This window comes from Sediminibacterium sp. FW305-C-269 (assembly GCF_058231045.1).
Genome location: NZ_JBIQXQ010000002.1, coordinates 449,598 through 462,285 on the forward strand (window position 1 = coordinate 449,598; position 12,688 = coordinate 462,285).

The window sequence follows — 12,688 nt, forward strand, 5'->3', positions numbered from 1 at the left end:
CTAACCAATACGTTGTCCGTTCCGGACCGGTTTGTCCGGCTGCAATAAAATTACCTGATTATTCTCATCATAAACACCCAGTACCAAACATTCGCTGAAAAAATTGGCGATCTGTTTGGGCGGAAAGTTCACCACCGCAATTACCTGCCTGTTAATCAATTGTTCCTTGGTATAATGATGGGTGACCTGGGCAGAGGAATTTTTGACACCCAGAGGTCCGAAATCAATGCGTAACTGGTAGGCAGGTTTTTTTGCCTTCGGAAAATCAGTAACTTCAAGTATGGTTCCGCTGCGGATCTCTATTTTTTCAAAATCATCCCAGTTGATCATAAGTCAATTTGAAAATTTGAAAATGTGTAAATTTGAAAATAAGACGAATGAACAGAAGGATTCTCATTTTCAAATTCTCAAATTAACACATTTTTAAATTACTCTTTTACATCTAAAATCAAGTACACATGAAACGCACAGCAACTGCCATCTGGAATGGATCGGGAAAAGAAGGTAAGGGTACGCTCTCTACCCAAAGCACGGTTTTGAGCAATACACAATACTCTTATCTCTCCCGTTTTGAACAAGGTGTGGGTACCAATCCCGAAGAACTCATGGCCGCTGCCCATGCCGGCTGCTTTACCATGAAATTAGCTTTTGTTCTGGGTGCTGCCGGTTTTACACCCGATAGTCTGGAGACCAGCTGCGTTATTTCACTGGAAGAAGGTGTGATCACCCGGTCAGCTCTTTCGGTAAAAGCAAAAGTGCCTGGTATCAGTGCAGAAAAATTTCAGGAATGTGCGGCAGATGCCAAGGCAAACTGTCCCGTTAGCAAGGCCTACCAGATGGAGATCACGCTGGAAGCTGCTTTGGTATAGTTACTGAAAGGTCCAACGTTGTTTCGGGGCAGAAAAGCATGAGAAATCTCATGCTTTGGCGGTAATTTTCTCTATAGCTTAGCTGTATCCGAAACGACGTTGCTAAAACCAATTTTATGAATATCCGTAAAGCGCAGCTGGAAGATGTTGATGCATTGGCCGGATTATTTGACCAGTACAGAATCTTTTATCAACAGCCTTCCGACATTGAAGCTGCCAAACAATTCCTCACCGACAGGATCCGGAATAAAGAGTCAGAGATCTTTCTGGCTTTTCTGGATGGTAAACTGGTGGGTTTTACACAACTCTATCCCGTATTTTCTTCGATCGGCCTGAAACGGTCATGGGTGCTGAACGATCTGTATGTGGTTACAGAGTCGCGCGGTTCCGGTGCTGCAGATGCTTTGCTGAAAGCGGCACAGAACCTGGGCGCCGATACTTCTAGTCATTGGCTGGTTTTACAGACGGCCTGTCACAACCACCGCGCGCAACGGGTATATGAGCGAAACCAATGGGAGAAAGACGAAGAATTCTTAACCTATTACTACCGCTACTGATCCAGCAGGTCGGCCAGTTTCAGTAACTCCTGTTGTTTGTATTCGTTGGATGGCCTGTTAAAACATTTGGCCAGTTCCTCCAGTAAAACCTGGATGATACGAACATGTGTCTTGGGTTTAAAATAGGAGGGAGACGGTTCTACGGATAAACGTTTGAAATAATTCTCTACATCCTTATGTGAGAAAGCCTGACCGGTAGTGGCATCCACATAAAAATGAATCTTGTCCTGCGGATGCCCGGCATACGTGGCTGGGTCATAATCTGAATGATAGAAGGCAATGATACACTGCCTGGGAATATTGATGATGCGCGCATTAATCTCCAGGAGGTCGCACATTACCTGGTACAGGATACCATTGCTGATGGCATTCCCTTTTTTACTTTCCAGTACTTTGTGGATGAAAAATTCGTCGGGATGTTCGTAGTTCAGTTCTACCCCTTTCAGCTTATAATAATTGTAGATGATGCTCGATAAAACATTGGCCTGTTCCAGTGGTGTTAAAAAACTGTTCAGTTCCAGCCATACATTCCGCCGGATCTTTTCCACGTCCTGTAAAACCGGTGTGGTCTGCAGGTCTGGATACTGGTATTTGGCCACCAGCAAGGCCCCGAATAACAGGTCATGATAAGCGCTATCCCGCCATTCGGACAGGTCGTTCTGCAGGTCGGTAAAATGCAGGTGATGAATGATCATTTCGATACGCTCCTGTACATCTTCACTGAGCGTGGTCTCCCAGAGATGTTCCAGGTTGGGAATGATGTTTTTGCCATACGCTACGATCTTCTCTGAAACGGTAGAATATACCTCTTCATCCGGATCATCTATTAACGTGAACAGCGCATTGATCTCTCTGGTTTCCTGCATAGATGGTAACAGCATTCGGGGACTGTTAACACAGTTACATCCTGTTGATCCCCATGTGTTTCAAACTCAAACTAAATTCATTTTTCCGGATCTAGGCCTGTTAAGTTATCCCACAGGTGTGGAAATATGGCGAAGCTTTAACATAATAAACCCTGTTTTACATCGTTCTGCTGGTCAGGCTGGTAAAAAAGTGAGAATTAACAGCTTGTGAAGACCGATAATAGGTATTTTTGCATTTTATCACTAAAGTCATCTATGTCACAGTTTGCCACCCCCAAGTTCCCTGCCACTCCCCATCAATCTTTGCACACCGATCTGAAAAAAAGAGTACAGGCTTATTTTGATGAGAGAGGAATCGACTCGACCGGAAATCCCAAGTTATTCACCAAAGCCATTATCATGGTCATCGGCTTTGTGCTGGTGTATATTCACCTGCTGGTATGGACCCCCGTGTGGTATTTTGCCCTGGCCGAATGTGTGGTACTGGGCGGACTGGTTGCGGCCATCGGTTTCAACGTAATGCACGACGGAAGCCATGGAAGTTTCAGTAACAATAAGATCATGAACCGTATTGCGGCCTCTTCGATCAGTTTACTGGGCGCCAACCATTTTATGTGGAATATGAAGCACAACATGATCCACCACAGTTTCACCAATATTGATGGCGTGGATGATGATATCGAGATCGGTATCCTCATGCGTATGGCACCCACCCAGAAACGCTATAAAATGCATCGTTTCCAGCATTTCTATTTCTGGTTCCTGTACATGATGCTGTATGTGTTCTGGATCTTCTTTACCGATTACCAGAAATATTTCTCCAAAAAGATCGGTTCTGTGCCTTTGAAGAAAATGAGTTTTGCCGATCATTTCGAATTCTGGAGCGTAAAAGTTTACCATGCTGCGGTATTTATTGTGATCCCGATTGCAGCAGTGGGTTGGGTTAACTGGATCATCGGTTTCCTGACCATGAGCCTGTTCGCCGGTTTTGTGCTGAGTATCGTTTTTCAGCTGGCGCATACCGTAGAACATACGGAGTTTCCTGTGGCCAGTGTTGACACCAATAAAATGCCCGATGAATTTGCTGCTCACCAGATCAAGACAACCGCCAATTTTGCCACCAAGAATAAGCTGATCAGCTGGCTGGTAGGCGGTCTGAATTTCCAGATCGAGCACCACTTGTTCCCGAAAATATCCCATGTGCATTATCCTGCCATCAGTGAGATCGTAAGAAATGTTTGCCGTGAATACCAGTTGCAATACATCGAGTATCCAACCATGCGCAGGGCTGTTGTGGCGCATGTTCGTTTCTTACGTCAGATGGGGAAATATGATTAGCGAATTAAAAATTCAAAATTAAAAATTCAAAATTAAAAATTCAAAAGTCAAAAATAAAAGAGGTTTATAGATAAAGAGCCCGATAGCTAGCTATCGGGCTCTTTATCTATAATGATTTTGACTTTTGACTTTTTAATTTTTACTTTTTCTTCGCTGCTTTTTTTGGGGCCGCTTTCTTAGCGGCTTTCTTTACGGTCTTCGTGGCCGTTTTGGTGGCTGTTTTTTTTGCAGCGCTCTTTTTGGCAAAAGCGTTGGGTACCTGGGCTTCGATCATCTTCTTCACTTCTTCCAGCTCAATTCCGGCCAGGTCTTCAGCGGTGTATTTGTCAGAGTCTGCTTTGCGACCCAGTTTCAGCATCTTTTTATTAAAGCGGATGAATGGACCCCAGCGGCCATTCTCGATGGAGATCTTTGCTTCGGGCCATTGTTTGATGAAGCGGTTGGCTTCCTTATCAATCTTTTTCCCGATGAGTTCATTGATATCGCTTTGGCTGAGTGCATCAAAATTGTAAGCCCGCGGGATATTGATGTACATATCGTTCCACTTGATAAAGGGACCGAAGCGTCCTTTGCCCTTGGTTACCGGTAACTCATTATAATAGGCGATAGGGGCGTCGGCCAGCTGTTTTTCGTTGATCAGCTGTATGGCCCTGTCGAGCTCGATGGTATGCAGGTCCTCCCCCTTGGGGATGGAGATGAACTGATCTCCCAGTTTGATGTACGGACCAAAACGTCCCACGTTCACGGATAGTTCCTGCCCTTGGTATTCACCGAGGGTACGTGGTAATGAGAACAGGTGCATGGCTTCTTCCAGGGTAATGGTCTCAATACTCTGGTCCTGCTTCAGTTTGGCGAAACGGGGTTTTTCCTCTTCGTTGGAAGTATCGCCGATCTGCACCATGGGACCATACCGTCCCATTCTAGCGATCACCCTTTTACCCGATTCCGGATCGATACCCAGTTCTCTTTCGCCTTTGGCACGTTCTGCATTTTCGAGGGTATGTTCAATGGTTTCATGGAAGGGTTTATAGAACCCGTCGATCATATTGCTCCAGGCGATCTTTCCTTCGGCGATGAGGTCAAATTCTTCTTCTATCTTGGCGGTAAAACCGAAATCCATCACTTTGGTAAAGTATTGTTTCAGGAAGTCGGTTACTACAGCACCCAGGTCGGTAGGGAACAGTTTGTTTTTTTCCGCCCCGGTATTTTCCTGCAGGATCTCTTTTTCTACCTGGTTATTCCTGGTTAGTGTCAGCAAAGCCATTGCTCTTTTTACGCCTTCCTTATCGCGTTTCTCCACATAGTTACGTTTCATAATGGTGGAGATGGTAGGTGCATAAGTGGAAGGCCGGCCAATTCCCAACTCTTCCAGTTTTTTCACCAGTGAAGCTTCCGTATAACGGGCTGCCGGGCGGGTGAACTTTTCCGTAGCCGTCATGCGTGCAAAATCCAGCTGCTGACCCACGGTCAATGGAGGTAGCATACCATCGGTATTCTCTTCATCCTCTTCGTCCTTTCCTTCCAGGTACACTTTCAGGAAACCGTCGAATTTCATCACTTCGCCATTGGCGGTCAGGGTTTCCTGGTTGCTGCTGACATTGATCTTAGCGGTGGTCTTCTCAAACTCGGCATCGCTCATCTGTGAAGCAATGGTACGTTTCCAGATCAGTTCGTATAAGCGGCGTGTATCTTCATCATCCACAGTGGTATTACTCATGTAAGTGGGCCTGATGGCTTCGTGGGCTTCCTGCGCACTTTCGTTCTTGTTCTTGAACTTTCGTGGCTGGTGGTATTCGCTGCCGTAAGCTTTGGTGACCTGATTGCGGATATCTTCCAGTGCGGTATCGCTCAGGTTGATGCTGTCGGTACGCATATAGGTGATCTTACCGCTCTCGTACAGTTTTTGAGCCAGCAACATGGTCTTACTTACGCTGTAACCCATTTTACGCGATGCTTCCTGCTGCAGGGTAGAAGTGGTGAAAGGTGCGGCAGGCGTACGTTTGGCAGGTTTTACCTGGATGTCTGTTATGGAATATCGGGCGTCCTTACAGGTTTCGAGAAATGCTTTGGCATCTTTCTCGGTCTGCATTTTATTGGGACCTTCCGCTTTAAATGTAACGGTTTTTCCGTTGATATCCGGTGCGGTGAAATACGCTTCTACTTTATAGCTGCTTTCAGGAATGAACTGATTGATCTCTCTTTCTCTCTCTACGATCAGGCGTACCGCTACACTCTGCACGCGTCCGGCGCTAAGGCTGCGCTGCATGCCGATCTTGCGCCAGAGTACGGGACTCAGTTCAAAGCCCACCAGCCTGTCCAAAACCCGGCGTGCCTGCTGGGCATTTACCAGGTCCATATTGATGCGGCGCGGATTATCTACCGCTTTGCGGATTGCGGGAGCCGTGATCTCATGAAAAACAATTCTCTTGGTGGTTTTGGGATCCAGGCCCAATACCTCCGCCAGGTGCCAGCTGATGCTTTCCCCTTCACGGTCCTCATCCGATGCCAGCCATACTTCCTCAGATTTTTTGGCAAGCTGGCGCAGTTCTTTTACCACACGCTCCTTGTCGTCGGGTACCTTGTACCTGGGTTGGTAATGATTGTTTACGTCAATGCCCATGTCATCCTTTTCCAGGTCTCGAATATGACCATAACAGCTTTTCACCTCGAAATCTTTGCCGAGGATCTTCTCTATGGTTTTGGCCTTTGCCGGCGACTCAACGATCAATAAGTTCTTTGCCATACAGCCTTCTCATCCGCCTCTGACGGTTCTTTTATATGGTTTTGCGAAATATCAGACCTCCTAAAAAATTCTCCCCGTTGGGGGGAGAAAAGCAGGTATCTGGCCCTGCAATATTAGGTGAAACCATTAAATCACAAAAAATATCAGGAAATGTTACCCGCAAAAAAACGCACAATACCGCTACAGATTTGGTTGTCCTTATACACCTGGCTATGCCCCAATCCTTCGGTTACCAGGAAGCGGACATGCGGCAAATCCTTTGTCAGTAAAGGTTTTACATCCTCAAAAGGGCAGATGCTGTCTTGCCGGTCATGTATCCATAATACAGGTGATTGCAGGGATTTGACCACTCTGCTAACAGAATAATAACTTACAGGGTGTTCGGTGAGTTCATTGATCAAACCGGTGAATGCCTGTTTCACATTTGGGGTAACCGGTATCATCCGGAAGAAATTGTCAATGGCACGGGTGGTTTCCGTAGCGGGAGCCACCAATACCAGCTTACGGTTCTGGTTATCCGGTAATGCCTCAAATGCCAATGAGGCAGCCAGTCCGCCCAGCGAGTGTCCCATGAACCCATAGATTGGGCCAAAAGCTGCTTCTGCCTGCAACAGGGCTTGCTTATATATATAAGCATTGATGAGTTTACCCTCGCTTTGGCCGTGGGCGGGTGCATCAAACACCAGCACTTCAAAACCTTCTTTTTTCAGGGGCTGAACATATTTCTCAAACTTGTAAGCATTACTGCTGAACCCGTGGGCGATCAGTATCTTTTTTCCATTTGGATGTTCCGGTACCCAGCGGAATCCCCTGATCGTAAGTCCATCCAACTGTAAATGGATCTTTTCGGCCTTATGGAACACCGGGGGTATCTTCCTGGGCGTTTTTCCGGCATATGGGGTACAGAAGATGCGATAAGCCATTTCTGCGGCTTTTTGGGGAGAAACCAGGCCAATGGCCTTCAACTTTGTTTTATAATATCCCAGCAACAGTCTTTGTGCTAATTTCATCTTCATAAGATCAAAGATATGCAGGTTACCATCATAGGTTCTGGCAATGTTGCCACAGTTATCGGTACCATACTTTTCAGGAAAGGGCATACCATCCGCCAGGTTGTTGGGAGGAACCCGGTTGCCACCCATGCATTGGCCGAACAGTTACAGGCAACAGTTGTGAATGATCTTTCAGCGATGCAGGTGCATGCGGGAACCTACCTGCTGGCCGTATCAGATGGGGCTGTGGCGGAAATCGCAGCTCAATTGTCATTGGGTGACCAGTTATTGGTGCATACGGCAGGCTCGGTTGACAAGCAGGTGTTGGCCAAAGCCAGTTCCCGTTACGGGGTATTGTGGCCGATGAAAATGATTCGGAAGTCCATGCACACCCTGGCACCGGTTACGATCGTCACCGATGGCAATACGGAAGAAGCGATAAGAGAGATTGACACGCTGGCACAGGTTTTTGAGGCGGATATCGTTAGGGCTGATGACGCACTGCGGGCAAAAATGCACCTGGTGGCGGCATTTACTTCTAATTTCAGCAATCATCTGTACCACCTGGCGGCAGATTTCTGCGAGGCAGAGCAGATCGATTTCCGTTTGTTCTATCCCATCATTGAAGCAACCGTGCAGAACCTGCAGCAGCAGCATCCGGCTTCTGTACAGGCAGGACCGGCTTTTAGGGGTGATCGTCAAACGGAGGCAAAACACCTGGAACTGCTGGGGCCTTATCCCCAGGCGAAACAGATCTATGAAATGATGAGTGAAAGTATCCGGAAACGTTTCAGGGGTTAATACAAAAAGAAGTGCCGGTAGAAACCGGCACCGAACTATTCAACCTGCTTTATCCGAAAAACTTTTTAATATCTCTTTTTGTATGGTGAGCAATGTAAAATTGCCTAGATCAAGGGGTATCCCCCTAACAGATTCTTCGAACGAAGCACTATATTCTGCCAAAGGTCATTTTCCGGGGGCAGAAGAAAGAATAATATAAACTTTAAATATAGTTTAAAATTAAAATATGTTATCGCCACGCTCTTTTTGGCCTGTATTTTCTTTTGTTTCAGCCATCGCAAACTTTTCCGTAACTCGAATGGTTAAATAAGTATTCTAAGATACTTTTGTCAACCTATGTACACGATCAAGATCAAATTTGAGCAAAAAGGGCTCGAACCTGTGACCCTGACCAATATTGCAGACGATCAAAGCCTGCTGGAAGTTTGTTTGGACAATAATATCGAACTTCACCATAACTGCGGAGCAGTTTGTGCCTGCAGTACCTGTCATCTTTATGTTGACAAAGGCATGGACCACCTGGAAGAGCTGGGTGATAAGGAGGAAGATTTTATTGACCGGGCCGTTAACCCCCGCATCAATTCCCGCCTGGGCTGCCAGTGTATCTTGCAGGCCGGTTCAGGGGAAGTGGAGATCACCCTTCCCGATCAGACCCAATTCTTAGGTGAATAACTTTGCCTAATGCAGCTTCCCAAATACAAACCACAAATCCCGAACAAGAGATGAGCCATTTTGAACCGCCGATTCACTGGAACGATCACGAAGACATTGCCATGAAATTATACGAACGTTTTGGCGATGAGTTTAACGAAGGCAGGATCTACCGCATCCGTTTTACGGAACTGCTGGAGTGGATACTGGAAATCCCCAACTTTGCAGGTACCCGGGAACAGAGTACCGAAGGACACCTGGAAATGATCCAGAGTGCCTGGGTATATGAGTGGAGGGATAACCAGAAATAATCACCATACTTTTGTGAGGGCACATACCAACTGTTAACCTGCCGATAATCCCATAAACGAATCAACCCATAAACAGGTAATCCCCATCCATTGCTCGACAAATTCAAACATATCACCACATTGGTCTTTGATGTAGATGGCGTGCTTACGGATGGTAACCTGCTGGTATTACCTGATGGTGTAATGGCCCGGACCATGAACATCAAAGACGGGTATGCGTTGCAGCTGGCTGTGAAAAGAGGCTACCGGGTACTGGTAATCTCCGGCGGAAACTCGCCCGAAGTAAAAGAGCGTTTGCGCAAGCTGGGTGTTACAGATGTGTGGATGCAGGTAACGGATAAAACAGCAATACTGTCACAATACCTGCAGGATAACGGGATACCCAAAGAATCTGTGCTGTATATGGGAGATGATATCCCCGATTGGCAGGTGATGCAACTGGCTGGATTACCCTGCTGTCCTTCAGATGCTGTACGGGAAATTAAAACGATTTCGGTGTATATTTCTCCTTTCTCCGGCGGTGCGGGTTGCGTAAGGGATGTGATAGAGAAAGTGATGAAACTGCGCCACGACTGGGGCGAAGACACTACGGTGCGTGCACAATAACCATACTGCTGTTTAGGGCAGGATCTTGTATGTATAAATTCAGAACTTGAAAGTACTCGCGGCATTTTTCAGACTGATACGCTGGCCCAACCTGGTCTTTATTGCACTTACGCAGGTGCTGTTCGAGTTTTGTATCTACCGTAGTATTTATCCGCCAGTGAATACAGTTGGCACGGAAACCTCCCGCTTCATTCTTCTGATGCTGGCATCTGTGCTGATTGCAGCGGCCGGTTATATCATCAACGATTATTTTGACCTGAACATAGACCAGGTAAATAAACCTGATAAAGTGGTGGTGAACACGATCATCAGTCGCAGATGGGTGATCTTTTGGCATATGTTCCTGAGTTTACTGGGATTATTCTTTACGTTCTCTGCATTACCCATGCAGGATTACTGGCACCTGGTACTTGCCAACCTGGCAAGCATCATTTTATTGTGGTTCTATTCAACCAACCTCAAAAAACAATTGCTGATCGGTAATGTGCTGATCTCTGTATTGACGGCCTGGGTGATCCTGGTGATCTTTTTTTCCAAATACCCGCTCTCCATTCATTCCCTTTTACTGGCAGATAAAAATGAAGTCAGGTTTTTCCGCTATGCCATCCTGTATGCCTCTTTTGCATTCGTGATCTCATTGATCCGCGAAGTGGTCAAGGATATGGAAGACAGGGAAGGCGACAGAAAATATGGATGTCGCACCATGCCCATCGTATGGGGCCTGAATGCCAGTAAGGTATTTGTGGCGGTATGGGTAATTGTGCTGGTGGCCGTACTCGGTATTCTGCAGGTATATGTAATTCCCTTTGGCTGGTGGCATAGTGCCCTGTATTGCCTGTTATTCATCATTCTTCCCTTGTTATGGGTGCTGCGCCAATTGTACAGGGCCCATTCGGCAGAAGATTTTCATCAACTCAGCACGGTGGTCAAACTGGTGATGTTTACCGGTATTGTTTCTATGTTCTTTTTCAGGATCTACCTGGTGCATTAATTCAATTCTTTATTTATGCAGCATATCATACTAGCATCTCAATCACCACGACGTAAAATGTTATTGGAATGGGCTGAGATTCCTTTTGAAGTGATAGTTCAGGTTACGGATGAATCTTATCCTGAAGGGTTGAGTCTCACAGACACTGCTATTCATATCGCCCGTAATAAAGCCCTGTCGGTACAGGCACATGTAAAAGAAGCCTATCATCATGAATATATAGGTAAAACCATTCTTGCGGCGGATACGATCGTGGTACTGGACAATCAAGTGATTGGCAAACCCGTGAACAGGGAAGATGCCATTAACATACTTCGTTCTCTGTCGGGCCAGAAACACCAGGTTATTACAGGTGTTGTATTACTGCACAAAACAGGAGAGATTGCTTTTGCGGATTGCACTGAAGTGAGCTTTCATGTGTTAACGGAAGAGCAGATCTGCTTTTATGTAGACAAATATGAACCCTACGACAAAGCCGGCGCCTATGCCATCCAGGAATGGATCGGAGTGGTGGGTATCGAGTCCATCAACGGCGATTTCTACAACGTAATGGGGCTGCCTGTCAGTCGGGTGGTGAAAGCCTTAGATACGATAAATTCTTAAGCAAAAATCAGGTATTTATACCGTTGGTATCCTTTGTAATTTTTCGGTTGGCCGCAACAAAAGCGGTTAGCTATGAATGAAAGATTACTTCAGTTCATCTGGCAGTTCCAATATTTCCAGAAGCAGTTTTTACTGACCACGGCCGGTGAGGTACTCCTGGTGGGTAAACCAGGCATCCGGAACCAGCATCAGGGGCCCGATTTTTCAGAAGCGGATATCCGGATAGGCAATACCCGGTGGGTGGGTAATGTGGAAATACATATCCGGTCTTCAGACTGGCATAAACACAGGCATGGGGCAGATCGCAATTACGGAAATATCATTCTGCATGTGGTTTGGGAAGATGACTTTCCCTTGTATGATAACGGAGGTAACCGTGTGGCCACATTGGTGTTACAGCCGCTGGTCCCTAAACTTTTCCTTGAACGGTACAGGCAGATGATGGAAACCATGGTGATGATTCCCTGTCAACCTTTTTTGCCGGTGCTGGATCAGTTGGGCTGGTATGCCTGGAAAGAACGTCTGGCAGCAGAGCGGTTGGAGCGGAGGGCAAAACAGGTCCTCACCATGGTGGCAGCTAGCTCCAATCATTGGGAGGAAGTGTGCTGGCGTATGCTGGCAGCCAACTTCGGATCCAAAGTAAATGGGCCCTTGTTTGAAATGGTGGCCAAAACCATACCGGTACAGTTACTTGCCCGGCACAAGAACCAGGTACAACAACTGGAAGCTCTGTTATTGGGCCAGGCCAACCTGTTAGGCGGCAAGTATGAAGATGATTATGCGATTCTGCTGCAAAGGGAATATCGGTTCCTGAAAAAGAAATACCATTTGGAAAACATACTCAAATCGCCTGCTTTTTTACGGATGCGGCCTGCTTCTTTTCCAACCATCCGGCTGGCACAACTGGCCATGTTGATACACCGGCTGCCTTACCTGTTCTCTACGATTAAAGAAACCGTGGATTTGTATACTTTGATGGACCATTTTATGGTAACGGCAAACGATTACTGGCACGATCATTACCGGTTTGATGAAACCGCTGGTTACCAGCACAAACATCTGGGTAAGCAGATGGCGGAGAATATTTTCATCAATACTGTATTGCCCCTGTTATTTGCCTATGGTCTGTACAGCAAAGAAGAAGCCTATCAGGAAAGGGCTATCCGGTGGATGTATGAAATAGCTGCCGAGCAGAACCAGATCTCGCGGCAATGGCAAAGGCTGGGTATCGCCCAACATTCCGCTGTTGATTCACAGGCGTTGATAGAATTAACAAATCATTATTGCATCCACAGGCGTTGTCTCGATTGTGCCGTAGGCAACAGAATACTGAAAAATGACGTCTTTTGAGAGAGCGTCG

14 protein-coding genes are annotated in these 12,688 nt (G+C 46.4%); 10 read left to right on the top strand and 4 right to left on the bottom strand.

Features of this window, described 5'->3' with window-relative positions; genetic code table 11:
- Complete coding sequence (locus tag ACH3Y6_RS07275) at nucleotides 1-330, bottom strand: tRNA-binding protein (RefSeq protein WP_490834932.1); 330 nt, start codon at nucleotides 328-330, stop codon at nucleotides 1-3.
- Nucleotides 331-458: 128 nt separating this feature from the next.
- On the opposite strand from ACH3Y6_RS07275, the gene ACH3Y6_RS07280 reads away from it, so the two are divergent.
- Both ACH3Y6_RS07280 and ACH3Y6_RS07285 read left to right on the top strand, forming a co-directional pair.
- Nucleotides 459-869, top strand: coding sequence for an OsmC family protein (locus ACH3Y6_RS07280; RefSeq protein ID WP_490834933.1), 411 nt, complete (start codon nucleotides 459-461; stop codon nucleotides 867-869).
- A 116-nt stretch (nucleotides 870-985) separates the two neighbouring features.
- Nucleotides 986-1,426, top strand: a complete 441-nt coding sequence (locus tag ACH3Y6_RS07285; RefSeq protein WP_490834934.1) for a GNAT family N-acetyltransferase — start codon at nucleotides 986-988, stop codon at nucleotides 1,424-1,426.
- Here the strand turns inward: ACH3Y6_RS07285 and ACH3Y6_RS07290 are convergent.
- A complete protein-coding gene (locus ACH3Y6_RS07290; RefSeq protein ID WP_490834935.1) occupies nucleotides 1,420-2,307 on the bottom strand; it encodes a transglutaminase family protein in 888 nt (295 codons plus the stop codon). The genes ACH3Y6_RS07285 and ACH3Y6_RS07290 overlap by 7 nt on opposite strands.
- A 240-nt stretch (nucleotides 2,308-2,547) precedes the next feature.
- Here ACH3Y6_RS07290 and ACH3Y6_RS07295 point away from each other — a divergent pair, with 240 nt between their 5' ends.
- Nucleotides 2,548-3,630, top strand: a complete 1,083-nt coding sequence (locus tag ACH3Y6_RS07295; RefSeq protein ID WP_490834936.1) for a fatty acid desaturase family protein — start codon at nucleotides 2,548-2,550, stop codon at nucleotides 3,628-3,630.
- A 139-nt stretch (nucleotides 3,631-3,769) separates the two neighbouring features.
- Here ACH3Y6_RS07295 and topA read toward each other — a convergent pair whose 3' ends face one another.
- Together topA and ACH3Y6_RS07305 are read right to left on the bottom strand one after the other, a co-directional pair.
- Entirely contained in the window at nucleotides 3,770-6,373 is a 2,604-nt protein-coding gene (gene topA, locus ACH3Y6_RS07300; protein WP_490834937.1) for a type I DNA topoisomerase, read from the bottom strand.
- Between the two features lie 143 nt (nucleotides 6,374-6,516).
- Entirely contained in the window at nucleotides 6,517-7,389 is an 873-nt protein-coding gene (locus ACH3Y6_RS07305) for an alpha/beta hydrolase (protein WP_490834938.1), read from the bottom strand.
- 12 nt (nucleotides 7,390-7,401) lie between these two features.
- On the opposite strand from ACH3Y6_RS07305, the gene ACH3Y6_RS07310 reads away from it, so the two are divergent.
- The 7 genes from ACH3Y6_RS07310 to ACH3Y6_RS07340 all read left to right on the top strand — a co-directional run bounded on the left by ACH3Y6_RS07310 (nucleotide 7,402) and on the right by ACH3Y6_RS07340 (nucleotide 12,678).
- Nucleotides 7,402-8,166, top strand: coding sequence for a Rossmann-like and DUF2520 domain-containing protein (locus tag ACH3Y6_RS07310; protein ID WP_490834939.1), 765 nt, complete (start codon nucleotides 7,402-7,404; stop codon nucleotides 8,164-8,166).
- 336 nt (nucleotides 8,167-8,502) lie between these two features.
- Nucleotides 8,503-8,838, top strand: a complete 336-nt coding sequence (locus ACH3Y6_RS07315) for a 2Fe-2S iron-sulfur cluster-binding protein (RefSeq protein ID WP_490834940.1) — start codon at nucleotides 8,503-8,505, stop codon at nucleotides 8,836-8,838.
- Nucleotides 8,839-8,888: 50 nt separating this feature from the next.
- Nucleotides 8,889-9,128, top strand: a complete 240-nt coding sequence (gene iscX, locus ACH3Y6_RS07320; protein WP_490834941.1) for a Fe-S cluster assembly protein IscX — start codon at nucleotides 8,889-8,891, stop codon at nucleotides 9,126-9,128.
- A 90-nt stretch (nucleotides 9,129-9,218) separates the two neighbouring features.
- Nucleotides 9,219-9,734, top strand: a complete 516-nt coding sequence (locus ACH3Y6_RS07325) for a KdsC family phosphatase (protein ID WP_490834942.1) — start codon at nucleotides 9,219-9,221, stop codon at nucleotides 9,732-9,734.
- A 46-nt stretch (nucleotides 9,735-9,780) separates the two neighbouring features.
- Nucleotides 9,781-10,725, top strand: coding sequence for a geranylgeranylglycerol-phosphate geranylgeranyltransferase (locus tag ACH3Y6_RS07330; RefSeq protein ID WP_490834943.1), 945 nt, complete (start codon nucleotides 9,781-9,783; stop codon nucleotides 10,723-10,725).
- 15 nt (nucleotides 10,726-10,740) lie between these two features.
- Nucleotides 10,741-11,328, top strand: a complete 588-nt coding sequence (locus ACH3Y6_RS07335) for a Maf family protein (RefSeq protein ID WP_490834944.1) — start codon at nucleotides 10,741-10,743, stop codon at nucleotides 11,326-11,328.
- A gap of 72 nt (nucleotides 11,329-11,400) precedes the next feature.
- On the top strand, nucleotides 11,401-12,678 hold the full coding sequence (locus tag ACH3Y6_RS07340; RefSeq protein WP_490834945.1) for a DUF2851 family protein: 1,278 nt from the start codon (nucleotides 11,401-11,403) through the stop codon (nucleotides 12,676-12,678).
- Nucleotides 12,679-12,688 lie beyond the last annotated feature (10 nt).

Coding starts and splice junctions, on each gene's coding strand:
- ACH3Y6_RS07275 (WP_490834932.1), bottom strand. CDS start 330: ATGATCAACTGGGATGATTTTGAAAAAATAGAGATCCGCAGCGGAACC.
- ACH3Y6_RS07280 (WP_490834933.1), top strand. CDS start 459: ATGAAACGCACAGCAACTGCCATCTGGAATGGATCGGGAAAAGAAGGT.
- ACH3Y6_RS07285 (WP_490834934.1), top strand. CDS start 986: ATGAATATCCGTAAAGCGCAGCTGGAAGATGTTGATGCATTGGCCGGA.
- ACH3Y6_RS07290 (WP_490834935.1), bottom strand. CDS start 2,307: ATGCTGTTACCATCTATGCAGGAAACCAGAGAGATCAATGCGCTGTTC.
- ACH3Y6_RS07295 (WP_490834936.1), top strand. CDS start 2,548: ATGTCACAGTTTGCCACCCCCAAGTTCCCTGCCACTCCCCATCAATCT.
- topA (WP_490834937.1), bottom strand. CDS start 6,373: ATGGCAAAGAACTTATTGATCGTTGAGTCGCCGGCAAAGGCCAAAACC.
- ACH3Y6_RS07305 (WP_490834938.1), bottom strand. CDS start 7,389: ATGAAGATGAAATTAGCACAAAGACTGTTGCTGGGATATTATAAAACA.
- ACH3Y6_RS07310 (WP_490834939.1), top strand. CDS start 7,402: ATGCAGGTTACCATCATAGGTTCTGGCAATGTTGCCACAGTTATCGGT.
- ACH3Y6_RS07315 (WP_490834940.1), top strand. CDS start 8,503: ATGTACACGATCAAGATCAAATTTGAGCAAAAAGGGCTCGAACCTGTG.
- iscX (WP_490834941.1), top strand. CDS start 8,889: ATGAGCCATTTTGAACCGCCGATTCACTGGAACGATCACGAAGACATT.
- ACH3Y6_RS07335 (WP_490834944.1), top strand. CDS start 10,741: ATGCAGCATATCATACTAGCATCTCAATCACCACGACGTAAAATGTTA.
- ACH3Y6_RS07340 (WP_490834945.1), top strand. CDS start 11,401: ATGAATGAAAGATTACTTCAGTTCATCTGGCAGTTCCAATATTTCCAG.